The sequence below is a fragment of the Gaiella sp. genome, assembly GCF_039915195.1.
In the GTDB taxonomy this organism is placed as follows: domain Bacteria; phylum Actinomycetota; class Thermoleophilia; order Gaiellales; family Gaiellaceae; genus Gaiella.
The window spans coordinates 113,302-138,340 of record NZ_JBDSNT010000004.1 but is presented as its reverse complement, the minus strand read 5'-3'; the positions used below and the strand labels follow the sequence as shown (position 1 = coordinate 138,340).

The window sequence follows — 25,039 nt, the reverse complement described above, 5'->3', positions numbered from 1 at the left end:
CCCGAATTTCGACGTGTCCCCGGGAGGCGAGACCACGGCGAGATCGCCCGCCGGCAGCTGCTCGTGCCGGAGACTCAGCCGGGATCGGGCGTGGCCGCACCGTCGAGTCCAGCGGCGACGGCCTGTCTCAGCGTCTCGGCACGCGTGATCCGCGGCCCTCCGCGGCTTGTCGTTCCGTCGGGCGCGATCACCGTTGCGATGCCGAGTTTCGCACACTCCTCGAGCCGTCGTTCGGCCTGCGCAGCCGGCCGAAGCCGCCCGGTGAGGCCGATCTCACCGAACACGGCGATGCTGTCCCGGACAGGGACGCCACGGGCCGCCGACGCGATCGCGAGAGCCACCGCAAGGTCGGCACCGGGCTCGTCGATGCGCACACCGCCGGCCACGTTGACGAAGACGTCGGCTGAGCCGAGCGCGATTCCCGCATGACGTGAGAGGACAGCCACGATCATTGCGAGGCGCTTCGGGTCGACACCCGTCCCGACCCGACGGGGCATCGCGAGGTCACTGCGCGAGACGAGGGACTGGATCTCGAGCAGAATCGGGCGCGTTCCCTCGAGGGCGCAGACGACGGCAGCGCCAACCTCGCCCGAATGGCTCCGCCCGAACAGCTCGGACGGGTTGGGCACCCCCACGAGGCCCTCGCTCGTCATCTCGAACACGCCGAGCTCGTTCGTCGAGCCGAAGCGGTTCTTCACGGCACGCAGAATCCGGTGCGCGTGGTAGCGGTCACCTTCGAATTGGAGAACGCAATCGACGAGGTGCTCGAGCACGCGTGGGCCTGCGACCGAGCCATCTTTCGTGACGTGGCCGACGAGGATCGTTGCGACACCGTGCTCCTTGGCGACGCGCAACAGCCTTCCGGCCGCCTCCCGTACCTGTCCGACCGAACCAGGTGCCGATCCGAGATCGGCGGAGTACAGCGTCTGAATGGAGTCGATCACGCAGACATCCGGTCGCTCGCGCTCGAGCGTCGCGCAGACCGACTCGAGCTCGGTCTCGGCAAGGATCTCAACGGACTCCGCTCCACCGAGCCGATCGGCGCGGAGCTTTACCTGGGCGACCGACTCTTCTCCCGTGACGAGCAGCGAGCGTCGGCCCGCCGCTGCGACGTTGCCGAGCGCGGCGAGCAGCAACGTCGACTTACCGACTCCCGGCTCGCCTCCCACGAGCACGAGCGAAGCGGGAACGAGGCCGCCGCCGAGCACCCGATCGAGCTCCGGAACGCCCGTGCCGATCCTGGCGGCTTCCTCGGCCCGGACGTCGGCCAGACGCTCCGGCGTACGTGCGACCCCTCCGCTGCCCTTTGCCGGGGTCGCCTGACCCGTCATCTCCTCGACGAGCGACCCAAACGCGCCGCAACCGGGGCACTTGCCGAGCCAGCGCCCGGTCGCCGTGCCACATTCGGTGCAGACGTGCTGAACGATCACCTTTGCCATACCGCAATGCTACGCGAAGGCTCGGACGACATGTCGCCATATCAGGCAACTAACGCCAGGCTCTCGAAACCCGCTACCTCGGCCCCACCTCGACGATCTCGTTCTCTGCGTCGTACTTCTGCCGGTACAGCTCGTTGCGGATGAGCTTCCCGTCCCGGAAGACCTTCCGGGTGAAGTCGATCGTGAAGCCTCCGTCGCCCGCCTCCTGGACGACCTCTCGTTTCCCTTCCGGCAGGGCGGGGTTCGTCACGGTCACCGTCTCGGGCGTCGTCGGGAGATAGGGCTTCCCGGTGGTCGTCGTCACGCGCCGGCCGAGTTTTGTCGAGAAGAATCGCACGGTGATCCCCGAGTCCGTCGCCTCGAACGTCATGAGGATCGCCGCCGGCCAGTCGTTCTTGAAGATCAGCTCCGGCCCTCCCCAGGAGACCGTCGCCTCGCGCCCCATCGGGTAGCGCGAGATGTAGAACTGATGCGCTCGGTGCTCGACGAGCTTGATCCCGGAGAAGAAGGCCGCGTTGAACAGGGTCGTCGCGACCTGGCTGATGCCTCCTCCGACCGCATCCTCGAAGCGCCCATTGAAGATCTGCGGCGCGGAGACGAACCCCTTGTTCTCGGTCCGCTTGCCAAGCGCGCCGTTGAGCGAGAACTCCTTCCCGGGCAGAATGATCGTGCCATCGAGCAGTTCAGCGGCCCGCTTGATGTTCGTCACGCGTGGCGCGCAGCACGTGTAATACGTCGTGAACTCCGAGACGAGCTCCGTGATCCGGAGCTTCTCGGCCGCCTCGGTCGTAAACTCCGGCTCGGATACGGTGAATCGAGCGCGATGCGCCCGAGCGGCGACGTTCCCGACGAGTGATGCTCCGATCCGGTCGGCATCGAGCGCCTTGCCCGGAGACGCCGGAATCAGCCTGACCTTGGCGCCGTTGGTCACGAAACGCGCATCGACTGCCGGACGCTCGAACCGGCCCAGGCGAGGCAGGAGAGCCTGCCTGAGCGGCTCGGGGTCGAGCTCGACCAGCAGGCGTCCGCCAGCCGGCTTCGTCGTCACGAGCCCAGCCAGCGCCGCAACGGGCAAGACCGCCGTCGCGTCACGAAAGCGCACCTCCCGCGGGCCGTCGAGGAGGCGCGCAACCCTGGCGCGGGCTCCCTCTGCCTCGGCCACGCCGACCGACGGCGCGCGGGTGACCAGTGGGATCCCGAGCTCGGCGGGGAGGGATGCCAGACCTCGTCGGAGCGCAGCGCGATCCACAACCGTTCCTGGAGCGGGCGTCGTAACGGTCACCGAGCCCCCGTCCGGCGAGACCTCGAGATCGGCATGCTTGGGCTCCTCGCCGAAGAGATCGTCGAGCCGGTTTGCCAACTCGGCAGCGCGTACGGGGCCGAGCCGGTAGGTGAGCAAAATCGTGCGCTCGTCGCCGAAGCCGAGACGACGCAGGAGTCGCGTTCTCGCGCCTGGCGCTACCGCCTCGTCGAGTGCGGCGCCGAGGCGAGGCCGGGCGCCGAGCTCCGCGCCGGTCACGCTCGTCTCGCCGCGCGGCCCGATCAGGCGAATCGAGCGTGCGATCGTTCGACGCCCGGCGGGGATGATCGCAGCAGCCGCTTCCTCGCGGGACATCCCGCCGACGGAAACGCCACCGATCGTGGTACGCGCGGCGATCGTGCCGCTCTCCCGAAGGGCGATCGCGCCTGCGCCTGCTGCAAGGACAGCGGCGATCGCCCCGAGCGCGACGATGACGACCACGGAGCGGCGACGGCGACGGTGCGGCCTCCGCGCCGAAGAGACGAAGATGTCAGGCATACGGCTGACGGTAGCCGAGGTCTCGTAAGGATCCGTTGAGGAGCAGTCAGGCGAGCTGCTTGACGAACAGCACGCGATCCTGGCCTGGGCCGTCGTAGTCCTCGGCGACCCTCTCGGAGACGAACCCGAGCGACTCGTGGAATGCAACCGAGCCCTCGTTCACGGGCGATGTCACGCACCGGACGCGCGTCCGCCCTTCGTTCGCGACGACCTCGAAGAACCGACCGTAGAGCTCCCTCCCGATCCCAGAGCCGCGGTGCGAGGGAGCTACGCCGACGAAGTGGATGTACGCCTCCTCGGGGTCTGTCTGCGAGAGAAATCCGATCAGGAAGGCGACGAGCTTGCCCTCATCGTCCTCAGCGACAAAGCTCGTCCCCTCGAAGTGGAGGAAGAAGAGCTTCGGCAGCATCGGTGCCATGTCCCGCCCGCCCCACCACGCGTTGACGTGCTGGATCACGCGGCCGTAGTCGGATGGGTTCGCGTGGCGGATCTGCCCGGACATCACCGTGAGCCCCGGCAACCACGGCCCGCAACTCGACGACTTCGAGCCTGCCACGCATCCCCACAACGCATGCGCATGCGGTCAGTTCAGCTCGTTCTCCGCCGGCGCGTCGTCGTCTGCCCCGACCGGAGCGTCGGGCGGCACGGTCACCGGCTCGGGCTTGACCTGCCCTTCGATAATCGTGATCTCGACGAGCGACTCTCCCTCCAGGCCGGCGAGCTCCTTCTTGCGATCGACGAGGATCGTCGACCCCTCGATGAGCTCGCGCCCGAGCACGAAGTCGGCGAGCGGATCCTCGATCAGGCGCTGGATCGAGCGCCGCAGCGGACGCGCGCCCATCGCAGGATCGTAGCCCTGCTCGACGAGCAACTCCTTCGCATCCGCGGTGAGCTCGATGGCCGCGCCGTGGATCACCATCTGATCGCGCAATCGCTTCATCATCAGGTCGACGATCTGCAGGATCTCGCTCTTCTCGAGCTTGTGGAAGACGATGATCTCGTCGATCCGGTTGAGCAACTCGGGACGGAACACCTTCTTCAACTCACCCATGACGCGACCCTTCATGTCGTCGTAGGTCAGCCCCGTCTCATCGCCGAGCGTGAAGCCGAGCGACTGGTTCTTCGAGATCTGCGCTGCACCGATGTTCGACGTCATGATCACGATCGTGTTCCGGAAGTCGACCTTGCGCCCCTGAGCGTCGGTCAACTTCCCGTCCTCGAGAATCTGGAGGAGAATGTTGAAGACGTCCGGATGCGCCTTCTCGACCTCGTCGAGAAGCAGCACCGAATAGGGCTTGCGACGGACGGCCTCCGTGAGCTGGCCACCCTCGTCGTACCCGACGTAGCCGGGAGGCGAACCGACGAGCCGCGACACGGAGTGTTTCTCCATGTACTCGCTCATGTCGATCTGGATCATCGCCTCCTCGTCGCCGAAGAGGAACTCGGCGAGCGTGCGGGCGAGCTCCGTCTTGCCGACACCGGACGGGCCGAGGAAGATGAACGAGCCGGTCGGGCGCTTGGGATCCTTGATTCCGGCGCGCGCGCGACGGATCGCCTTGGAGACGGCGACGATCGCCGGCTCCTGGCCGATCACGCGCTTGTGCAGCTCCTCCTCCATGCGGATGAGCTTCTGCGACTCGGCCTCGGTGAGCTTGAAGACCGGGATCCCCGTCCACATCGAGACGATGTCGGCGATCTCGTCCTCACCCACCTCGGGCTGCTCCTCGTCGGCCTCGTTGCGCCAGCTCTCCTCGAGCTCCTTCTTCTTCTGCGTCAGCTTGCGCTCCTTGTCACGCAGCGCGGCGGCCTTCTCGAATTCCTGCGCCTCGATCGCGTTCTCCTTGTCGGCGCGCACCTTCTCGATCTCCTCCTCGAGCTCCCGGTAGCGCGGTGGCGCGGACATCGTACGGATGCGGAGCCGCGAGCCGGCCTCGTCGATGAGGTCGATCGCCTTGTCCGGCAGGTGCCGATCCTGGATGTAGCGATCGGCGAGCACAGCGGAGGCGCGCAGGGCCTCGTCGGAGATCTTGCAGCGGTGATGGGCCTCGTAGCGGTCGCGCAGTCCACGAAGGATCTGCACCGTGTCATCGATCGAAGGCTCCTCGACGCGTACCTGCTGGAAGCGCCTTTCGAGTGCCGCATCGCGCTCGAGGTACTTGCGGTACTCGTCGAGCGTCGTCGCGCCGATCGTCTGCATCTCGCCGCGCGCGAGCGCAGGCTTGAGGATCGAGGCCGCGTCGATCGCACCCTCGGCAGCACCCGCGCCGACGAGATTGTGAAGCTCGTCGATGAAGAGGATGATGTCGCCGCGCTGGGTGATCTCCTTCATTACCTTCTTCAGGCGCTCCTCGAACTCACCGCGGTACTTCGAACCCGCGACGAGAGCCGCAAGGTCGAGTGTGTAGATCTGCTTGTTCTTCAGGAGCTCGGGCACCTGGTTTGCCGCGATCCGCGACGCGAGGCCTTCGACGACGGCGGTCTTGCCGACACCGGGCTCGCCGATCAGGACGGGGTTGTTCTTCTGGCGGCGTGAGAGGATCTGCATCACGCGTTCGATCTCGGTCTGGCGCCCGACGACCGGGTCGAGCTTGCCCTCCGTCGCCATCTTCGTCAGGTTGCGGCCGAACTGATCGAGCAGCTTCGAATTCTTCGTCTTCTCGCTCCCGGCTGCCGCTCCCGTTCCCGCCTGGCGGCGGCCGGGGCCTGAAAGCATGCGAATGATCTCGTTGCGAATCTTCTCGGCGTCCGCATCGAAATCGAGCAGGATGCGGGCCGCGACACCCTCGTTCTCGCGCACGAGCCCGAGCAGGATGTGCTCCGTCCCGATGTAGTTGTGCCCGAGCGACAGGGCCTCGCGCAGCGCGAGCTCGAGGACCTTCTTGGCGCGTGGAGTGAACGGGATCTGGCCCGTCGTGACCTCGTCACCCTGGCCGACGATCCGGGCTACCTGCGCTCGCACCTCCTCGACCGTGATGTCGAGCGACTCGAGAACCCGTGCAGCGAGACCTTCCTCTTCGCGCAGCAGGCCGAGCAAGATGTGCTCCGTTCCGATGTAGTTGTGCTTCAAGGCCCGAGCCTCGTCCTGGGCAAGAACGACAACCTGACGGGCTCGTTCGGTAAATCGCTCGAACAACCGTCGACCCTCCTTTCTGCATTGACTCGAGGCCTACGATGCCCGCAGGCCTCGAAGTGAGGGTTCACTCATCCTACCGAACGCGTCCGTCGTCACCGGCCGGCTCGCCACAGCACGGACGACCGGGGGCGCCGCTACGCTCCCCCGACCATGGTGGACAGGGCTCTCAGCACAGACGGTGCCAGCTCGATCCGAGGCCTCCTCGACGAGGTGTCGCTCGACGACGAGCACGAAGGAGCAGGGCAGTGAGGGTCCTGATCACGGGGTCATCCGGGCAGATCGGCACGAACCTCGCGCTCAAGCTGATCGGTGAGGGGCACGATGTGTTCGGCGTCGACATCCGCGAGAACACCTGGACGGACGCGTTCCCGTACCTGATCCACGATCTCACCGAGCGGCAGACGGCCGCGAGCGGCCTTGCCACGCTCGGCCTCCCCGAAGCGGACGTCGTTGTCCACCTCGGAGCGCACGCGAAGGTCCACCAGCTCGTCCGCGAGCCCCAACGCGCGCTCGACAACGCCGTGATGACATTCAATGTCCTCGAGTTCGCACGGCAAGCGGGGCTCCCGATCGTCTTCTCGTCCAGCCGCGAGGTCTACGGAGATGTCCATCGCTTCGAGGAGTACCCGGAGCAGGCGGCCGATTTCGCCTTCACCGAGAGCACCTACTCGGCCTCGAAGATCGCCGGTGAAGCGTTCGTCTACTCCTATGCGCGCTGCTACGACGTTCCGTACCTCGTGTTCAGATTCTCGAACGTCTACGGCCGATTCGACAACGATCTGCAGCGGATGGTGCGCGTGATCCCTCTCTTCACCCACTCGATGCTCCGCGCCGAGTCGATCACGATCTACGGCGGCCGCGACAAGACCCTCGATTTCACGTACGTCGACGACTGCGTGGCCGGAATAGCGCTTGGGATCGAGGCGCTAGCCGCGCGCCGGGTCACCAATCAGACGATCAACCTCGCGTACGGTCAGGGCAACACCCTCGTCCGGTGCGCAGAGCTGATCGCCCGGGAGCTCGACGTCGATCCGCAGATGACGCTGGCTCCGTCGCTCCTCGGTGAGGTGACTCACTACGTCGCGGATCTGTCGAAGGCGCGCGAGTTGCTGGGGTACGAACCGACGGTGTCGCTCGATGACGGCATTGCGCGGTCCGTCGCCTGGTTCCGGGAGCATCGGGCGGCCCACCCAGAGGACGACGTGCCCGTGCGCGCCGATCACGAGGGAGCTCTCGGGTCTGGCCAGGCCTGGAAGACGGTCGCGCCGTAGCACGGCCGCGCGCGGGTCAGTCGCTCTCGTCGTTCTTCAGCGCAGCGCCGGGAAGAGCACGACGTCGCGAATCGTCTCGCGGCCACTCAGCAGCATCACGAGCCGGTCGATCCCGAGGCCGAGACCGCCGGTCGGTGGCATACCGTACGAGAGCGCCTCGACGTAGTCCGGATCCCCGGGCTCCCCTTCGAGCTGCCGCGCCTGCTGGTCGAAGCGCTCCTGTTGCGTCGCCGCGTCGTTGATCTCGGAGAAGGCGTTGCCGAGCTCCATGCCGCCGATGAAGAACTCGAACCGCTCGGTCAACGTGGGATCGTCGTCGGTGGCCCGCGCAAAGGGTGAGATCTCGATCGGGTAGTCGTGGACGATCGTCGGCTGGATCAACTCCGGCTCGACAAAATGGCTGAAGGCCTTGTCGATCAGCTGGGCCCAGTCGCGATCGGCCTCGGTGTCGATGCCCCTCTCGGTCAGCCAGGCACGAAGCTCGACCTCGTCGCGTGTCCACAGCTCCTTCGCCTCGAGTGCTTCGGTGAACGCGATCCGCTTCCACGGAGCCTTGAGCTCGAGATCGCTGCCGCGGAACTGCACCTCGGTCGTGCCGATCACCTGACGCGCGACCGTCTCGACGAGCGTCTCGATCCGCACCATCGTGTCCCGATAATCGGCATACGCCTCGTACCATTCGAGCATCGTGAACTCCGGGTTGTGCTTGAACGAGACGCCCTCGTTGCGGAAGTCCTTGCCGATCTCATAGACGCGCTCGAGCCCGCCCACGATGAGGCGCTTGAGATAGAGCTCCGTGGCGATCCGCAGATAGAGGTCGCGCCCCAGTTCGTTGTGGTGGGTCACGAACGGACGCGCCGAAGCCCCTCCGTAGAGAGGCTGGAGCACGGGCGTCTCGACCTCCAGAAAGCCGTCGCCGTCGAGGAATGCACGCACCGCCGCAACGACTCGCGAGCGGAGGATGAAGTCCGCCCGCGTCTCCTCGTTGACGAGAAGGTCGAGGTACCGCTTGCGATACCTCAGCTCGACATCGGTGAGTCCGTGGAACGTGTCGGGAAGCGACCGGGTGTTGCGCGAGAGGACCTCGAGGGAGCTCGCGAGCAACGACGGCTCTCCACGCCTCGCGCGCCCCGGGGTCCCGACGACGCCGACGACATCGCCGAGCAGAACGTCGATCTCGCCGGTTTTCGCGGTTTCGCAGATCACCTGGATGCGACCGGATCGATCGACGACGTCGAGGAAGACGAGCTTGCCCATGTCGCGGCGGGCCATCGCCCGGCCCGCTATCCGACGGGTCGTAGCTCCGGACTCACCTGCCTCGAGAGGCTCGCACTCGCCCCTGATCGCCGAGATCTCAGCCCGGTCGGGGAATCGCTTGGACGATGAGGGATCGGGGGTCAAGGGGCTCCTCGCGGCTTGTGCCAGGTGAGCGCCCGCACGCGGCGGAGACCGTTGCGTCGCGCGCACCAGCAGCGGTCAGGCTGCCGAGATCTCCATGATCTTGAACTTTATCTTGCTGCCACGCGGCGTCAGGACCTCGACCGTCTCACCCTTCTTGTGGCCGAGGATGGCGCGCCCGACAGGCGACTCGTTCGAGAGCTTGAACTCGGCCGGGTTGGCCTCTGCCGACCCGACGATGTGGTACTTCACCGTCTCCTTGGCGTCGACGTCGCGTAGGCGCACGACGGATCCGACCGACACGACGCTCGTATCGACGTCGTCGACGTCGATCACGCGCGCACTGAGGAGGCGCTCCTCGAGCTGGGCGATCTTGTGCTCGAGCATCGCCTGCTCGTTCTTTGCGTCGTCGTACTCGGCGTTCTCGGCGATGTCGCCGAACTCACGAGCAACGCGAATCCGATCGGCGACCTCGCGCCGCTTCGCGGTGCGCAGGACCTCGAGCTCCTGTGTGAGCTTTTCGTAGCCCTCGGGGGTGAGGAGCACTTCCTTCAAGATTTCGGCCTCCAGGCGGCTTCAGTGGGGCTTCGGCCCGAACTCGGGCGTCGCGACGGTCGTGAAGGGTAGCTGCCGCAGCGGCCGACGCGCAAACGGCATCTACCATCTGCCTTTGATGCCGATAGATCTCCGCGAAAGCTGGCACATCGACACGATCGAGGTGCCGACCCGCCTCGTCCTTGCGCCTATGGCCGGCGTCAGCGTGCAGGCGTTTCGCCGGCAGGGTCGGCGCTTCGGGGCGGGGCTCGTGTGTTCGGAGATGGTCTCGTGCGCGGGAATCGAGCATCGCAACGAAAAGACGCTCGGCTACCTCCGGGTCGCCTCGGACGAGCACCCGCTCGCGATCCAGCTCTTCGGGTCGAACCCCGCGACGATGGCCGAGGCAGCGAAGTTGGTTGCCGCCGCAGGTGCCGACATCGTGGACATCAACTTCGGCTGCCCCGTCCGCAAGGTGACGAAGACCGGTGCGGGGGCAACGTTGCTCGACGACCCCGAACTGGCGTGCCGGATCGTCTCCGCCATCACGGACGCAGTCGACCTGCCCGTCTCCGTCAAGATGCGCCGCGGGCTGAGGAACGGCTCGCGCGACTGCCTCACCGTCGGCCCGCTCCTCGTCGAGGCCGGCGCGTCCGTCCTCACGCTGCATCCGCGCTCGGCGCAGCAGATGTACACCGGCACGGCGGATCACGCGCTGACCGCCGAGCTCGTCTCACTCGTCGACGTCCCGGTGATCGCATCGGGAGACATCACCTCCCGCGCCCGCGCTCAGGCTGTTCTCGCGACAACGGGTGCAGCCGCTGTGATGGTGGGTCGCGGCGCGCAGGGCAATCCCTGGGCGTTGCGTGAGATCGTCGACGGCGACGCCGCGGAGCCGAGTCGCGAGGAGGTCGTTGCGGAGCTCGTGCTCTTCATCCGCGAGACGGTTCGAGAACTCGGGGAACGGCGTGCCTCCGGCTTCCTGAAGAAGTTCTACGCGTGGTATCTGGGACGCGGCCGGTTCCCGCGGCCCTTCAAGCAGGAGCTCGTCGTTCTCGATTCGACCGAAGAGGTCGAGCGACGGCTGATCGCCGCTGCGCCGGGCTCGCTGCCGCTGATCGAGCAGCTCGAGGCCGAGATCCCCTCCGGCGACGACATCACGCTCGCGCTGCCGATCTCGGTGTACGGCGGCGGCTAGAAACCACAGCTAGGGGCGACCGCGCGTCGTTGCGGCACGGCAGTCCAGGTACCTCCTCCCCCTCCCGGGGGATACTCAATAGGGGGCCAGCGCCCGTTCTCTCGTAGTAGCCGTGACTGACCCACCTGCGACCCGCCGGGCGAGGCGTCCGCGTACTCAACCCTCAGCCGAGGTGGCGGATCCGTCTCGTGGAACGCTCGTGGCGGTCGGACTCCCACTTGCTGCACTGATCGGCTCGATCCTGAGTGCGACGGCGCTCGCCGGATCGGTCGACGGCCGCGTCCCGATCTCGATCGCGCTGATCACGCTCGCCGCCGCTGCAAGCCAGGCGGTCGTGCAGCTGGGACCGCGAAGCTGGTACACCGCGGCGACCCCCGTCGTCGTCCTGGCGGGGTTGGTCGGCGGGCCGCTCGTCGGCGTCGCAGCGGGCGTCGCGACCCAGATCATCAATCGCGGGGCCGTGTGGCGCAGAGTCGGCGCCGAGGGCGGCACTGCAGCCCTGCAGGGACTCGTTGCTGGGCTCGTCGGTCTCGCGCTCGTGGGCGGCGAGCTCACGGGCGAGCGCGCAGCCGCGATCGCCTCGGCCGCGATGATCGCAGCCGTCACGGTCAACTCCGCGTGCCGGTTCGTCATCATTCTCGAGCGCGATCCCGATCGGCTCGTCGAGCTGTGGGCTCGCGGGATCAGGGTCGACCTACTCGAGGCAGTGCTCGTCGTCCCCCTACTCGCCGTACTCCTCCTCGCGAGCGGGGTCAATACTGCGATCGTTGCCGCCACCACGGCATCGCTCCTCGCGAGCCTCCTCCTCGCCCAGCACAACCGGGAATCGACCGTAGTCGCTCTCGCCGCGGAAAAGATGAATGCACGCCGCGACCAACTCACCGGGGCTCCGAACCGCCGCGCCTTCGAGGAGGCGATGATCGCCGAGCATGCGCGCATCGTCCGTGGTGGCCTCCCGGCAGGCCTGTTCCTCATCGACCTCGACCGCTTCAAGTCGGTCAACGATCGTTTTGGACACAAAGTCGGTGACGAGGTGCTGATCGAGGTCGTCCGGCGGCTGACCGACGGCCTGCGACCGACGGACATCGTTGCGCGGTGGGGCGGCGAGGAGATAACCGTGCTCGCACCCGGCGTTCGAGGACGCCGACAACTCGAGCAGTTTGCAGAACGGATCCGCGTCCTTGTTCGGGAGCTCCCGGTCGCGACCTCGACGACCGCACTCCCCGTCACGGTGTCCGTCGGAGGCACGCTCTTCGACGGATCTGTTGCTCCGAGCGTCTCCTTGCACCGGGCGGATGGAGCGCTCTACGACGCCAAGCGCACGCGCGACGCGGTCGCAATCTCGCTCCCACCGCGACTCACGCTCCACGCCGAGAGCGCGTAGCGAACTACGCCGGCTTGGTGTGTGACCCGGTCAGGGCCGTTACGACGCCGAGCCCGACGAAGATCGTGCCCGACACGTAGCGCTGCACCTGAGTCCACCTGCGGCTCTTGCGCAGGGTTTCACCGGCCGAGCCCGCGGCGAGGGCCCAGGTCGAGTCGGTGATAAGGCCGAGCAGGATGAACGTCAGCCCGAACACGAGGATCTGGAGCCACGGCTGGCCCTTGCCCGGCTCGACGAACTGGGGCAGGAAGGCGAGAAAGAACAGCGCCGTCTTCGGGTTGAAGACGTTGACCACGACACCCTCGGCGAAGTCCCTCCGACGGCGGCGCGGCGGGCGCTGTGGATCGGTGTCCGCCTCATCGGCCCTGCCGAGCAGCGTGCGGATCCCGATCACGATCAGGTAGGCCGCACCAAGCAGCTTGACGACGGTGAATGCGGTCGCCGACGAGACGAGAATCGCCGACAGCCCGAGCGTCGCGAACGAGAGATGGACGAGCGTGCCGACGTGGATGCCGACCACCGACGCGAGGCCCGCCCCCCTCCCCTGATCGATGCTGCGCGTGACGATATAGAGCACCGCCGGACCAGGGACGGAGAGGATCGCGAGTGCGGCCAGCGAGAACACGAGCAGCGTGTGCGGCTCGACGATCACGCGTTGAGAGCCCAGACGAGGCGAAGCCCCTCGAGAGTGAGGTGCTTGTCGACGAGCTCGATCGTGCTCGAGTACGGCGCAACGAGCTCGGCCAGGCCGCCCGTGGCGATCACGCGAGCCTCGGCACCGAGCTCGCCGCGGATCGCGGCGACGATCCCGTCGACCTGGCCGGCAAAGCCGTAGACGACGCCGGACTGGAGCCCTCCGACCGTCGTCTTACCGATCACCGACGGCGGCTCTGCGTAGTCCACCTTCACCAGGCGGGCCGCCCGCGCGAACAGCGCCTCCATCGAGGTCTCGATTCCCGGCGCCAGCACTCCACCGACGTACTCCCCGGCGGCGGAGACAACATCGAAGTTCGTGGATGTTCCGAAGTCGACGACGATGACCGGCGCGCCATATCGCTCCTTCGCCGCAATCGAGTTGACGATGCGATCCGGCCCCACTTCGCGCGGGTCGTCATACCGGATCGGGATCCCCGTCTTCACACCGGGTCCAACGACGAGAATCGGAGCGTGCGCCCAGCGCTCGGCCACACGCTCCCACTCCCGGATCAGCGCCGGAACCGTGGAACTCAGGCAGATCCCGTCGATGTCCTCGAGATCGAGCATCCCGCCGAGGAGAACGCCGAGCTCGTCGCCTGTCCGTGTGTGCTCGGTCGCGAGGCGCCAGTCGTCACGCAGGCTCTCGCCGTCGTAGAGACCGAGGACGGTCTGCGTGTTCCCGACGTCGACTGCGAGCAGCATCGTGATCTCTCTGGGTACGTCCCGCCCGAAGAGCGGTTCGCTAGAGCGCTTCCTCGTCATCAGGGAGCGACTCGCCGATCCGATCGGCGAGCGTCTGCGCGGTGAGTTTGGGCTCATCACCTTCGCCACGCAACTCCTCGACGGTCATGTCGCCCGACGTGTAGACCTCGGCTCTGGGAATCATCCGGGTCGGCCGATTCTTGTCCCACACCCAGACATCCTCCATCTGGAGGTGAAAGAACGGGTAGCTCGCCTGCGGTGCGACCTTGAGGTCGAGCCGGTTGCAGAGGTACGTCGCGTCCTGCGTGAGGATGCAGTAGCGAAACAGTCCGAAGACAGCGGTGTACTCACGCTTGAGCTCCAGTTCGAGCTTCGCCTCGAATTCGTCCAGCTCGTCGAGATGGCTCATGGGGCGATTCTAGTGGCTTCCGTTTCCAGGCCGCTGAGAAGCTGCGCCACGGTCCCGCGACCCGGTACGACGATTGTCGCGTCGAGCTCGACGAGTGGCGCGAGAGCGAAGCCCCGTTCGTGAAGCCGGGGGTGCGGGATCGTGAGCCCGGGCTCGTCGATGGCCACGCCCTCGATCAGGAGCAGGTCGAGATCTACGGTCCGTGGGCCGTATCGCGGCCCTTCGCGCGTCCGGCCGAGCTGACGCTCGACCTCGAGCAGCGCGGTAAGGAGCTCCTGCGGTTCCAGTGACGTCTCCACGGCGGCAGCCGCGTTAAGGAATCGCGGCTGGTCGAGGTACCCGACCGGGGCAGTGTCGCGGAACGACGAGACCGCCACGACCTCGATCCGCGGTTGCTCCGCAAGAAGCGCGAGCGCCTGGGCGAGCGTCGCGGCCCGGTCGCCCAGATTCGCTCCGAGCCCCACGTAGGCGCGACTCACAACCCAACCTTAAACACCGGGGCCATCCGGCGTCGAGAAGTGCACGTACAACTCTGAGCAATGCGTCTTGCGTCATCCCTCACAGTCGCCGCCGTTGTTGCCGGGATCGCCGTCTCCCCCGGAACGGCAGGCACCTCGACGCTCGACTCCACCCTCGTCGGGTTGCATGCCTCGGCCCGCTGCACCGACGCGGTCCTCGTCACGTCTGCCGGAGGATCCGTCGTTGCTCCGTCGCTCGGGCTCTACCTCGTCCCGAACGACGCAGTCCGGCACCTCGTTCCGCTACTTCGCGAGCGCGGTTCGCTGCGCCTCAGTGCTCCCAACCGGGTCGCCGGGTCACTCGCGGTCAAGGACTTCACCGATCCCCTCGTACCGACGGAATGGTGGCGCCCGGTGATCGGAGTCGACGCCGTCGCTCCTCCCGGGCCCGGACGCCCGGTGACGATCGTCGACTCCGGGATCGACGTCACGCACCCGGAGTTCCTCGGCCGCGCCAACACGGAGACACTGAACGAGCAGGAGCCGGCAGGTGTCGGGGGCGAGCACGGCACCGCCGTCGGCTCGGTGGTCGCCGCACCGGCGAACGGGCTCGGCCTCGTTGGGGTCTACCCCGAGGCCGTGCTTCGCTCGTGGGATGCCGCGAAGGGAGCAGGAACGCAGCTCGAGACGTTCCAGATCGTCCAGGGCATCCTCGCCGCCGCGAACAGCGGCCCCGGCGTGATCAACCTGAGCCTCGGCAGCGACCAGAGAGAGGACCCGATCGAGCAGGCCGTCTACGAGGCCGTGCGGAAGGGCTCGCTCGTCGTGGCGTCCTCGGGAAACAGCGGCGACGACGGCAACCCCCTCGGCTACCCTGCCAGCATCCCGCACGTTCTGACCGTCGGGGCGACCGATGCATCGAACGGCGTCGCCTCGTTCTCGAGCAGGTCTCGGTTCGTCGATATCGCTGCACCGGGTGTGGCCATCCCGATCGCGACCGCGGCCGGCAAGGGATGGCGCACCGCTGACGGCACGAGCTTCTCCGCGCCTCTTGTTTCGGGCGCAGCCGCTTGGGTCTGGACGACGCGTCCCGAACTCGACGCAAGTCAGCTCTTCGAGGTGATGCGCCGCTCCGCCATCGACATCGGGGCGCCCGGCCGCGACGATGCGGGGGGCTTCGGCCTCCTCAACGTCCCGGCCGCGCTCGCCTTCCCGGCACCGGTGCGTGATCCGTTGGAGCCGAACGACGACATCGAGTTCGTGAAGATCGACGGGTTCTACGACACGTCCGTCCCGCCGCTCACGACCCCTGGCCGGCGCGCGACGACAGTTCGTGCCCGGATCGACCCGGTCGAGGACCCACGCGACGTGTACCGGGTCTGGCTCCCGAAGAACGGCCGGTTCACTGCCGCACTGACGGCCGACACGAACCTCGACCTCGGGCTGTGGAAGCAGACCGCGATCAGCGTTACGCAGCGGACTGCCGGGTCTGAACGGCTCGCGCGCGGGCTGAAGCCCGGGACGACGGAGCTCGTCACCTTCGCCAACAAGGGCCCTGGCCGCTACGCCTTCCTCGCCGTCATCCCGGCAAGGGGCGTCCGAGAGGCAACGTATCGCCTCCGTGTCTCGTGACCCTCAGCGTCTAGGAGCTCCGGCGGCGCTCGATCGCCACCGCGGCGTAGTCGACGGGCGGATCGAGCTCGACGTCCGGTTTCCGGACACGAACACGTACGGTGTTGATCGGAAAGTCCTCGAGGAGCGCGTCGGCGATCGCCCCCGAGAAGGCCTCGAGCAGGTGATAGGCGCGAGCGTCGGAGACCTCCCGAACGCGCGCGACGACACGTCGGTAGTCCACGGCTTCCTCGATCGCGTCGGAGCGTGCAGCCTGCTCGTGCGCGAGGTCGAGCTCCACGTCGACGAGAAACCGCTGCCCGTCGCGCCGCTCTGCGTCGAGAACGCCGTGATAGCCGTGCAGGAGGATCCCGTGAAGCTCGATTGTCATCGATCCGATCCTCGCTCGACCGCGTCGGCAATCGTGAGCGCCTCGACATGGGCTCGAACATCGTGCACGCGGAACAGCGTAACCCCCCGGTCGAACGCAGCGACCGCCGCCCCGATCGACGCGGCGTCACTTCCGACACGGCCTTCAGGATCGCCGAGCACGCGGGCGAGGGTGCTCTTGCGCGAGACGCCGACGAGAACGGGCAGGCCGATGGCGCGGATTCGGTCGAGCCCGTTCAGCAGCGTGAGGTTCTGCGCGACGGTCTTGCCGAACCCGATGCCGGGATCGAGGCAGATTCGGTCCTCGTGGATTCCGGCAGCTACGGCGACAGAGAGTCGCTCCTCGAGGAAGCCGCATACCTCCCCGACGACATCCGCGTACCGCGGCGCGATCTGCATCGTGCGAGGCTGCCCCTGCATGTGCATGAGACAGACGTACGCGCCGGCATCGGCGACGACCCCAGCGAGGGCGGCGTCCCCGCTCAGCGCTGTTACGTCGTTGACGAGACACGCACCGAGGGCGAGCGCCCTGCGGGCGACTTCGGCCTTGGAGGTGTCTATCGAGACTGGATGGCCGACGAGGCCCTCGAGCACGGGAACGACTCGCCGCAACTCCTCGTCGAGCGAGACGTCATCCGCTCCGGGGCGGGTCGACTCGCCCCCGATATCCACGAGAGCAGCACCCTCGTCGAGTAACCGCAGCGCCGACTCGATCGCGATGTTCGGGTCGACGTTGTCCCCACCATCGGAAAAGCTGTCAGGCGTGACGTTGACGATTCCGATCACGGACGGGCGTGCCCAACGCTCGGCAAGAGACGGTCGGCTCATCAGACGGTGGAGGGTAGATGAATAGCGGCCCCGCCAAGCGTGTCGTCGTTCTGCTTGCCCTGATCAGCCTGCTCGTCGCCGTAGCGGTCGCCTCGACGGGATCGGTTCCCGTCGGTACAGGGGGCACCCGGTCGCCCTCCGACCGGTTCCTCGATGTCGCGATCAGCCTGTTTCTGCTCTGGATGGCCTTCGGCACGATCCTCCTGCTCCTCCTGATCGTCAACCGCAGGGGCGTTCTCGCCCAGGCGGTCGTCGAGCGCAGAAAGGGAGGACGGCGGGGCGCCCTGGTTACCGGGCTCATCACGTTCGGCCTGCTCGCGATCCTGATCCGTTGGATCTCGACCGACGGCGGTAGCGGGCAGGCGCTGCTCGATCGGTTCCGGCCCGGTTCGCGACGGGGCGATCTCGATGTCTCCGGCGCAGCACCGCGTTACGAGCCCGAGTTCGCAGTCGGCCCGGTGCTGATCGTGCTCGGAGTGCTAGCAGTCGCGGTCACCACGTGGGCGATCGCCTACCGCGCCCGGCGGCGTAGCCTGCCGCCGATGTCCGAATCGCTCTACCCGGCACTGACGGACGTCCTCGAGGAGACGCTGGACGACCTGCGAGCGGAGACGGATCCGCGCAAAGCGGTCATCGGCGCCTATGCCCGGATGGAGCGAACGCTCGGGGCGTACGGTCTTCCCCGCCTCCCCGCCGAGGCACCCGACGAGTATCTCCAACGCATCTTCGCCGACCTCGAGGTGAGCCGCCGCTCGGTCTCCCGCTTGACGGCGCTGTTCTCATGGGCGAAGTTCTCGGGACAGGATGTGGCGACAGAGATGAAGCAGGAGGCGATTGCGGCGCTCGAGGCCGTGGGGAACGAGCTGCGCGCCGCGGAGATGCTCGCCGAGGAGCGGCGCCTCACCGCGACAGAAGCATTGCGCGAACGGGCGTGGTCGTGATGCGCCGCGCCTGGCGGTCGTCGAAGCTGTTCCTCGTTCCGACGGTTGCAGTCGCGATCGCGCTCGTTCTTGCACCGGACAGGGCCGAGCTCGCAATCCATGTCTGGCTCCTCGTCGTGCTCGGTCTCGCGTGTCTCGCGCTGCTCCAGGCGATCAACACCGCCTACCCGTCCGGAAGCTCACCATTTCTCGCGAGCCTGCAACGCGCGTCGATCCCGGTCGACCGGCCGAGCTCGCTTGCCCGCACCGAGCGCGAGGTCTCGATGGCTGGAGCCGCGGCATTCGACGTCCACTTCCGACTGCGGCCCGTGCTCGTGGATTTAGCTGCGGATCTCCTCTCGACCCGTCGCGGGATCGATCTCGAGCGGAGCCCCGATCGCGCGCACGCCGCGCTCGGTGACGAGGTCTGGGAGATCGTCCGGCCCGACCGTCCCGAACCCGCACAGCGCCACGCGCCGGGGCTCGACAGGGCTCAGCTGACCCGGATCGTCGCGTCCCTGGAGCAGGTCTGATGGGCCTGCGCGAGCTGGCAGAACTCGGTCGTCGCCTGGTCGACGAGGTCGAACGCGCCGTGGTCGGGAAACGAGAGCAGCTCGAGCTCGTGCTGCTCGGAATGCTTGCCGATGGGCACGTCCTACTCGAAGATGTCCCGGGGCTTGCAAAGACCCTCACCGCGCGCTCATTCGCGGAAGCGAGCGGACTCGGCTTCAGCCGCGTCCAGTTCACGCCCGACCTCCTGCCGGCCGACGTGACAGGCTCGTCGATCTGGAACCAGCGCGACGGCGATTTCGAGTTCCGCTCCGGCCCGATCTTCACCAACCTGCTGATCGCGGACGAGATCAATCGCGCCCCGCCGAAGACGCAGGCAGCGTTGCTCGAAGCGATGCAGGAGCGGCAGGTCACGACGGACGGTGTCACTCGTCCGCTCGAGCGACCGTTCCTCGTTCTCGCGACGCAGAACCCGATCGAGTACGAGGGGACGTATCCCCTGCCGGAGGCACAGCTCGACCGATTCCTTCTGCGCACCGGGTTCGGCTACCCATCCGGCGATGCCGAGTGGGAGATGCTTGCACGGCGCATCGAGCGTCGCGGCGACGACCTGCGGCTCGCCCAGATCATCGACCGCGAGACGCTTCTCGAGATGCAGGCAGCCGTCGAGCTCGTCCACGTCGAACCGTCGGTCGGCCGCTACATGGTGGCGATCGTCGCCGCGACGCGCGAGAGCACGAGCCTCGCGGTGGGTGCGAGCCCACGCGGGAGCCTGGCGCTCCTGAAGCTCTCTCGCTGCCGTGCTGCACTCGCGGGGCGCGACTTCGTCACGCCCGACGACGTGAAGGCGATCGCCGTTCCGGCCCTGGCACACCGGCTGCTTCTGAAACCGGAGCTCTGGGTACAGCGACGCTCGGGCGAGGACGTCGTGCTCGAGACGCTTGCGCTCGTCCCGACGCCTCCCGCTGAGGACGTCGTCGCCGCCACGTGACCCCGTTCGCGTCGCCTCGACTCGCGTCGTACGTCGGCCTCGCCGCTCTCGGTCTGATTGCCGCGCTCGCCCTGCGTCGCCCCGAGCTCGTCGTCGTGGCCACCCCGTTCGCGCTGATCGTCGCGGCCGGTCTCCTCTTCGAAGGGCCGCCCGATCTCCGGGGCTGGCTGACGATCGATCGCGACCGTGCTCTCGAAGGTGAGGAGATCGTCGCCGAGATCGAGCTCAACGTTCGGACCCGAATCGACCTCCTGGAGCTGCACCTGATCATCCCTCGTGGGCTTACGGTCGTCGGTGACGGTAACCCCGTCAGCGTCACCCTCAACGCCGGCGAGGAACGAACGGTGTCCCTGACGCTCCGCTGCGTCCGCTGGGGGTCGGTGGAGGTAGGCGAGATCCGTGTCCGCGCGCGCAGCCGGATCGGGATGCTCATCTGGGAAGGTCGGATCAATCGCCCTCACCGCCTGCAGATCTATCCCCGCCCCGAGCTCCTGCGGAGCCTCCTCGCCCCTCTCGACACCCAACTCGCGACCGGCGACCGAGTCGCCCGCGTCAGGGGGGACGGCCACGAGTTCGCCGACACGCGGGCATTCGTGCCTGGCGACCGCCTCCGCTCGGTCAACTGGCGGGCCAGCGCCCGTCGTGGCGAGCTGATCGTGAACGAGAGGCACCCGGACAGGAATGCGGATGTGGTGCTGTTCCTGGACAGCTTTGCGGAGGCACGCGGCGACGAGGAGAACGACGGCACGCTGGAGCGGGCTGTGCGTGCCGCGGCCACGCTGGCCGGCCGCTATCTCGAGCGACGCGACCGGGTCGGTCTCGTGACGTTCGGCGGCGTCCTGCGCTGGCTCGAGCCGGGAGCAGGGGTCATCCAGCGCTACCGCCTGATCGACGCGCTCCTCGAGACCGGCGTGGAGTTCAGCTACGCCTGGAAGGGCGTCAACACGATCCCCGCCCGCACGCTGCCCCCGAAGGCTCTCGTCATCGCGGTGACTCCGCTCCTCGACGAGCGGTCGATCACCGCGTTGCTCGATCTCCGCGCCCGCGGGTACGACCTCGTCGTCGTTGAGGTCTCTCCTGAGGACATCGTGAAGCCGGGCGAGGGAATTGACGCGCTCGCGTACCGACTCTGGCTGCTCCGACGTGCCGCGCTCCGGGCCCGCTTCGAGCGCTCGGGCGTTGCCGTCGCGCAATGGCGTGACGACATGCCTCTCGACGTTGAGCTCGCGGGGGTGAGAGCATCTCGGCGTCGCGCGCGACTGGCAAGGCGCTAGCGCTCGGGGCCGCCGCGGTCGGGCTCTCGGTCGGCCTGACCGCGTGGCTCTACCTCGTCGCCTCGGCCGACGCATCGGCGCCGGTCGTCGCGCTCGGCGCCGTTGCGACCGTCTCGCTCGTTGCGACCCTCGCCGTTGGTCGCGCCGAGCCGATCGTCGGCGCTCTCGCGCTTCTCGGTGCCGCCTATGCGCTGATCCTTGTCATCGACGAGCCCGTCCTCGATGGCCGCTCGGCGATCATCGGCGCGGCGCTCCTCGCGATCGGCGAGCTCGGGTACCTCTCGGTCGAGGTGCGTCCGGCTGCCACCGAGGACGCAGGAGCGGCGACGAGACGGGTTGCGTTCGTCGCGTTGATGACGCTCCTCACGCTTGGCGTCGGCAGCGCGATGCTCGCGCTCGTCGACCTGCTCCGAACGGGAGGGATCGCGATCGAGGCCGTCGGAGTTGCCGCAGCCGCTGGAGTCATCGGACTGCTCGTTCTCGCCGCCCGCGAGGCTCCGGCACGAACTCGCCGGGATCGTACGCCCTGAGTGGTCGCTAGCCCGCTGCGCCCTCGGGCGGCGGCTGCATCGCTGCTCCCGGGAGCGGGCGGGGTGAGGGTCGCAGGACGGGCTTCTTGTCCGGAGCATCGTCCTGGGCGGGCGGAACGACGGGAGCGACTTCCTCGGGGAAGACCGACGACTCGTGCTCACCTGCAAGCAGGCGCTCGAACTGATCCTTGTCCACCGTTTCGCGCTCGATCAGGACGAGGGAGAGATGGTGAAGCTCCTCCATGTGCTCCCGCAGAACGCGCGTTGCCGTGTCGTGCGCCTCCTCGATCACGCGGCGGATCTCATCGTCGATCTCGCGGGCGATCTCCTCGGAGTAGTCCGGAGCAGAGCCCATGTCGCGGCCGAGGAACGGCATGTCGTGGTCTCGGCCGAGCACGCGCGGGCCGAGCTTCTCGCTCATCCCGAAGCGCATGATCATCTGCTTCGCGGTATGCGTTACCTTCTCGAGGTCGTTTGCGGCACCTGTCGTGACCTCGTGGAACACGAGCTCCTCGGCTGCCCGGCCGCCGAGCGTCATCGCCATGACCGACATCAGCGTCCCCTTGGTCGTGAGGTAGCGATCCTCACTCGGAAGCGAGATCGTGTAGCCGAGCGCCTGCCCGCGGCTGACGATCGAGATCTTGTGGACGTCGTCCGTGCCCTCGAGGTAGTAGCCGACGAGCGCATGGCCCATCTCGTGGTAGGCGGTGATCCGCCGCTCCTTCTCCGAGAACAGGCGCGACTTCTTCTCGGGGCCGGCGATCACTCGCATGATCCCTTCCTCGAGCTCGTTCTGGCCGATCGTCTTCTCGCCGCGTCGGGCTGCGAGGAGCGCCGACTCGTTGATCACGTTCGCGAGATCGGCGCCCGTGAAGCCAGGCGTCTGAGCGGCGAGGACGTCGAGATCGAGTTCCTTCCCGAGCGGCTTGCCCTTGGAATGCACCTCGAGGATGTCCCGGCGGCCCTTGCGGTCCGGGCGATCGACGACGATCTGACGGTCGAAGCGACCGGGGCGGAGCAGTGCGGGATCGAGGATGTCAGGACGGTTCGTAGCCGCGATCAGGATCACGTTGTCCTTCTGCTCGAAGCCGTCCATCTCGACGAGGAGCTGGTTGAGCGTCTGCTCCCGCTCGTCGTGCCCGCCGCCCATGCCGGCGCCACGATGGCGGCCGACTGCGTCGATCTCGTCGATGAAGATGATGCAGGGGCTTGCCTGCTTGGCCTGTTCGAAGAGGTCGCGCACGCGAGAGGCGCCGACGCCGACGAACATCTCGACGAAGTCCGAGCCCGAGATGGAGAAGAACGGCACGCCCGCCTCGCCGGCCGTCGCACGGGCGAGCAGCGTCTTACCGGTGCCGGGAGGGCCGTAGAGCAGAACGCCCTTGGGGATGCGCGCGCCGAGCGCCTGGAACTTCTTCGGATTCTCGAGGAACTCCTTGATCTCGTGCAGTTCCTCGACCGCCTCGTCTGCACCCGCCACGTCCTTGTACGTCACCTTCGGTGAGTCGGGCGACATGCGCTTGGCGCGGCTCTTGCCGAAACTCATCACTTTCGAGCCGCCGCCCTGCATCTGGTTCATGAGGAAGATCCAGAAGGCAACGAGGAGGAGGATCGGCAGCAGGCCCGTGAGCAGCGCCACCCATGTCGATGTGCCGGTGCCCTTCGAGTCGAACTTGATGTTCTGCTTTTCGAGCAGGTTCTGGAACTCGGTCGCCGACTGCGGCGTCGGATAGTTGACCTTTACCTTCGCGCCCGAGTCGAGCGTGGCGCTGATCGACTGCCGGTTCGGATTGAACTTGACTTCGCTGACGTTGCCCTGCTCCGCTTGCGTGATCAGCTGCGAGTAGGTGAGCTTCGTCGCACCGTCACGTTTCGGAATCAGCGTCCGACTCGCAAGAAACACGAGCAGGACGATGACAACCAGAGGGAACAGCGCGCTGCGGAAAAAACGGCTCACGAGTACGAAGGAGGGTAGCAGCGTGCTCCGCGGCTACGCCGCGGCCCGCCCCGGGTTCACCAACCCCTAATGCGGTGCGCCAGGGATCAGATCCGGGTGCAGGACGCCGATATACGGGAGATTCCGATACCTCTCGGCGAAATCGAGGCCGTAGCCGATCACGAACTTGTTAGGGATCTCGAAGCCCACATACCGTACCGGCACCTCGATCTCACGCCGCTCCGGCTTCGTCAGCAGCGCGCATACCTCGAGCGAGGCCGGCTTGCGGGCCTGGAGGTTGCGCATCAGGTACGAGAGCGTCAGCCCCGAGTCGATGATGTCCTCGACGACGATCACGTTGCGGCCCGCGATGTTGATGTCGAGATCTTTGAGGATCCGAACGACGCCTGACGAGTCGGTAGCGGCCCCGTAGCTCGAGATCGCCATGAAGTCGATCTCGCAGGGGATCGAGAGCTCGCGCATCAGATCGGCCATGAAGAACACGGCGCCTTTGAGCACACCGACGAGCAGCAGGTCGCGCCCCGCGTAGTCGGCCGAGATCTCGGCCCCGAGGGCGGCGACGCGCTCCTTGACCGACGTCTCGTCGATCAGGATCTCGCCGACACCGTGGCTCACTTCACTCACTGAGTCCTCCTTGCTTCGACGACGCCTTCCCAGCCTGGCGCTACTGCGATCCCGGGGACGGCGACGACCTCATCCCCGCAAACGACGACCGGCCACGTCTCGCGCTCGGCTCTCGGCACTTTTGCGTCCACGAGGAGATCCTGCACTTTCTTGCGGCGGCCCGCCAGGTGATCCCCCGGTCGGCGGGTTCGGACCTCGAGACCGTCCCGCTCTGCCTCGAGCGTCCAGGGACCCCATTCGAGCGTGCCCTCGAGCCGCAGCGTGTCGTACTCCCGGACAGCCCGGACGCCGCTCCCGAGGTCCGCCGACCGGGAACCGGCACGCGATGACAGCAGCTCGACGAGCGACGCCTCCATCCCCCGCGGCAGCGATGGACGCGCCTCTCCGAGCGCGCGCAGGTTCGCATCGACGCCGGGATGGATGCGGCGGAGGAGCGGCAGGATCTCCTCGCGGATCAACCCACGGGTCGTGTCCGCGTTCGTGGCGTCGCTCCTCACGTGAAGGCGGTGCTCCTTACAGTATGCGACTGTCTCCTCACGCGTGATCTCGAGAAGCGGGCGGACGACGCCGTCCTCGCGACGCACCTTGATCCCACGTGTCGAGCCGCTCGAGACGATGCGGTAGAGCACGGTCTCGATCTGATCCGTCGCAGTGTGCCCGGTGGCACGCAGGCCGCACGCCTGTGTGACTGCATAGCGGAGACTGCGCATCGCAGCCTCGGTGGGGACGGGCTCGACGTGGAGAACGCGGGCATCCATTGTCGTCGCGCAGTGCTCCGCATCGGCATCGGCATGGGCGCCCCGGACGCCGTGGTGGACGTGGACGGCCGACACGTCGTAGGCCAGCGTGCGGAGCGCGTGCCAGAGGCACGTCGAGTCGGCTCCGCCGGACACGAGACAGGTCACGGCGCCTCCCGGATGCATGAGATCGTGCGCACGGATGAATGCCTCGATCCGGGACGTCAGCGGTGCAACCACGTCCCCA

The 25,039-nt window shown here is 67.3% G+C and carries 24 protein-coding genes; 9 read left to right on the top strand and 15 right to left on the bottom strand.

What is annotated here, in order from left to right; all coding sequences use genetic code 11:
- Positions 1–74 precede the first annotated feature (74 nt).
- From radA to ABIR74_RS00895, 4 genes are all read right to left on the bottom strand, one after another.
- Positions 75–1,439, bottom strand: a complete 1,365-nt coding sequence (gene radA / locus ABIR74_RS00910) for a DNA repair protein RadA (RefSeq protein ID WP_348174723.1) — start codon at positions 1,437–1,439, stop codon at positions 75–77.
- 73 nt (positions 1,440–1,512) lie between these two features.
- On the bottom strand, positions 1,513–3,237 hold the full coding sequence (locus ABIR74_RS00905; RefSeq protein ID WP_348174722.1) for a VanW family protein: 1,725 nt from the start codon (positions 3,235–3,237) through the stop codon (positions 1,513–1,515).
- Between the two features lie 46 nt (positions 3,238–3,283).
- Positions 3,284–3,739 carry a GNAT family N-acetyltransferase gene (locus ABIR74_RS00900; protein WP_348174741.1) on the bottom strand — a complete coding sequence of 152 codons (456 nt, stop codon included), beginning with the start codon at positions 3,737–3,739 and terminating at the stop codon, positions 3,284–3,286.
- 81 nt (positions 3,740–3,820) lie between these two features.
- Positions 3,821–6,370 (bottom strand): ATP-dependent Clp protease ATP-binding subunit, encoded by a 2,550-nt coding sequence (locus tag ABIR74_RS00895; RefSeq protein ID WP_348174721.1) that lies wholly within the window; start codon positions 6,368–6,370, stop codon positions 3,821–3,823.
- A 245-nt stretch (positions 6,371–6,615) separates the two neighbouring features.
- Here ABIR74_RS00895 and ABIR74_RS00890 point away from each other — a divergent pair, with 245 nt between their 5' ends.
- On the top strand, positions 6,616–7,641 hold the full coding sequence (locus tag ABIR74_RS00890; protein WP_348174720.1) for an NAD-dependent epimerase/dehydratase family protein: 1,026 nt from the start codon (positions 6,616–6,618) through the stop codon (positions 7,639–7,641).
- A 36-nt stretch (positions 7,642–7,677) separates the two neighbouring features.
- Here ABIR74_RS00890 and lysS read toward each other — a convergent pair whose 3' ends face one another.
- Positions 7,678–9,042 (bottom strand): lysine--tRNA ligase, encoded by a 1,365-nt coding sequence (gene lysS / locus ABIR74_RS00885; RefSeq protein ID WP_348174719.1) that lies wholly within the window; start codon positions 9,040–9,042, stop codon positions 7,678–7,680.
- Between the two features lie 75 nt (positions 9,043–9,117).
- Positions 9,118–9,597 carry a transcription elongation factor GreA gene (gene greA, locus ABIR74_RS00880; RefSeq protein ID WP_348174740.1) on the bottom strand — a complete coding sequence of 160 codons (480 nt, stop codon included), beginning with the start codon at positions 9,595–9,597 and terminating at the stop codon, positions 9,118–9,120.
- A 115-nt stretch (positions 9,598–9,712) separates the two neighbouring features.
- Between greA and ABIR74_RS00875 the strand changes: the two genes are divergently transcribed.
- Together ABIR74_RS00875 and ABIR74_RS00870 are read left to right on the top strand one after the other, a co-directional pair.
- A complete protein-coding gene (locus tag ABIR74_RS00875; protein WP_348174718.1) occupies positions 9,713–10,771 on the top strand; it encodes a tRNA-dihydrouridine synthase in 1,059 nt (352 codons plus the stop codon).
- Positions 10,772–10,943: 172 nt separating this feature from the next.
- The gene (locus ABIR74_RS00870; protein WP_348174717.1) at positions 10,944–12,155 is read left to right on the top strand and encodes a GGDEF domain-containing protein; all 1,212 of its coding nucleotides are present in this window, start codon (positions 10,944–10,946) and stop codon (positions 12,153–12,155) included.
- Between the two features lie 4 nt (positions 12,156–12,159).
- Here the strand turns inward: ABIR74_RS00870 and ABIR74_RS00865 are convergent, their stop codons facing one another.
- From ABIR74_RS00865 to folK, 4 genes are read right to left on the bottom strand one after another with little or no spacing between them, the layout of a single operon-like run.
- Positions 12,160–12,807, bottom strand: a complete 648-nt coding sequence (locus ABIR74_RS00865; RefSeq protein ID WP_348174716.1) for a LysE family translocator — start codon at positions 12,805–12,807, stop codon at positions 12,160–12,162.
- Positions 12,804–13,553 (bottom strand): type III pantothenate kinase, encoded by a 750-nt coding sequence (locus ABIR74_RS00860; protein ID WP_348174739.1) that lies wholly within the window; start codon positions 13,551–13,553, stop codon positions 12,804–12,806. Before ABIR74_RS00860 ends, ABIR74_RS00865 begins: the two co-directional genes overlap by 4 nt.
- A 40-nt stretch (positions 13,554–13,593) precedes the next feature.
- Positions 13,594–13,962 (bottom strand): DUF2469 family protein, encoded by a 369-nt coding sequence (locus ABIR74_RS00855; protein WP_348174715.1) that lies wholly within the window; start codon positions 13,960–13,962, stop codon positions 13,594–13,596.
- Positions 13,959–14,441 carry a 2-amino-4-hydroxy-6-hydroxymethyldihydropteridine diphosphokinase gene (gene folK / locus ABIR74_RS00850; protein WP_348174714.1) on the bottom strand — a complete coding sequence of 161 codons (483 nt, stop codon included), beginning with the start codon at positions 14,439–14,441 and terminating at the stop codon, positions 13,959–13,961. Before folK ends, ABIR74_RS00855 begins: the two co-directional genes overlap by 4 nt.
- Positions 14,442–14,501: 60 nt before the next feature.
- Between folK and ABIR74_RS00845 the strand changes: the two genes are divergently transcribed.
- Positions 14,502–16,052 (top strand): S8 family serine peptidase, encoded by a 1,551-nt coding sequence (locus tag ABIR74_RS00845; RefSeq protein WP_348174713.1) that lies wholly within the window; start codon positions 14,502–14,504, stop codon positions 16,050–16,052.
- A gap of 10 nt (positions 16,053–16,062) precedes the next feature.
- Here the strand turns inward: ABIR74_RS00845 and folB are convergent, their stop codons facing one another.
- Positions 16,063–16,422: a dihydroneopterin aldolase gene (gene folB, locus ABIR74_RS00840; RefSeq protein WP_348174712.1), complete on the bottom strand. Its 360-nt coding sequence runs from the start codon at positions 16,420–16,422 to the stop codon at positions 16,063–16,065.
- Positions 16,419–17,249 carry a dihydropteroate synthase gene (gene folP / locus ABIR74_RS00835; protein ID WP_348174711.1) on the bottom strand — a complete coding sequence of 277 codons (831 nt, stop codon included), beginning with the start codon at positions 17,247–17,249 and terminating at the stop codon, positions 16,419–16,421. The genes folB and folP overlap by 4 nt, the downstream gene beginning before the upstream one ends.
- 17 nt (positions 17,250–17,266) lie before the next feature.
- Between folP and ABIR74_RS00830 the strand changes: the two genes are divergently transcribed.
- The 5 genes from ABIR74_RS00830 (at position 17,267) to ABIR74_RS00810 (ending at position 21,474) form a co-directional block, all read left to right on the top strand.
- A complete protein-coding gene (locus ABIR74_RS00830) occupies positions 17,267–18,190 on the top strand; it encodes a DUF4129 domain-containing protein (protein ID WP_348174710.1) in 924 nt (307 codons plus the stop codon).
- The gene (locus ABIR74_RS00825) at positions 18,187–18,702 is read left to right on the top strand and encodes a hypothetical protein (RefSeq protein ID WP_348174709.1); all 516 of its coding nucleotides are present in this window, start codon (positions 18,187–18,189) and stop codon (positions 18,700–18,702) included. Before ABIR74_RS00830 ends, ABIR74_RS00825 begins: the two co-directional genes overlap by 4 nt.
- Complete coding sequence (locus tag ABIR74_RS00820) at positions 18,702–19,670, top strand: MoxR family ATPase (RefSeq protein ID WP_348174708.1); 969 nt, start codon at positions 18,702–18,704, stop codon at positions 19,668–19,670. Before ABIR74_RS00825 ends, ABIR74_RS00820 begins: the two co-directional genes overlap by 1 nt.
- The gene (locus ABIR74_RS00815; RefSeq protein ID WP_348174707.1) at positions 19,667–20,944 is read left to right on the top strand and encodes a DUF58 domain-containing protein; all 1,278 of its coding nucleotides are present in this window, start codon (positions 19,667–19,669) and stop codon (positions 20,942–20,944) included. Before ABIR74_RS00820 ends, ABIR74_RS00815 begins: the two co-directional genes overlap by 4 nt.
- 290 nt (positions 20,945–21,234) lie before the next feature.
- Positions 21,235–21,474 carry a hypothetical protein gene (locus ABIR74_RS00810; protein WP_348174706.1) on the top strand — a complete coding sequence of 80 codons (240 nt, stop codon included), beginning with the start codon at positions 21,235–21,237 and terminating at the stop codon, positions 21,472–21,474.
- A 7-nt stretch (positions 21,475–21,481) separates the two neighbouring features.
- On the opposite strand, the gene ftsH is transcribed toward ABIR74_RS00810, so the two are convergent.
- The 3 genes from ftsH to tilS all read right to left on the bottom strand — a co-directional run bounded on the left by ftsH (position 21,482) and on the right by tilS (position 25,032).
- Entirely contained in the window at positions 21,482–23,431 is a 1,950-nt protein-coding gene (gene ftsH, locus ABIR74_RS00805; RefSeq protein ID WP_348174705.1) for an ATP-dependent zinc metalloprotease FtsH, read from the bottom strand.
- 66 nt (positions 23,432–23,497) lie between these two features.
- Positions 23,498–24,055, bottom strand: coding sequence for a hypoxanthine phosphoribosyltransferase (gene hpt, locus ABIR74_RS00800; RefSeq protein ID WP_348174704.1), 558 nt, complete (start codon positions 24,053–24,055; stop codon positions 23,498–23,500).
- Positions 24,052–25,032, bottom strand: coding sequence for a tRNA lysidine(34) synthetase TilS (gene tilS / locus ABIR74_RS00795; RefSeq protein ID WP_348174703.1), 981 nt, complete (start codon positions 25,030–25,032; stop codon positions 24,052–24,054). Before tilS ends, hpt begins: the two co-directional genes overlap by 4 nt.
- Between the last annotated feature and the right edge of the window lie 7 nt (positions 25,033–25,039).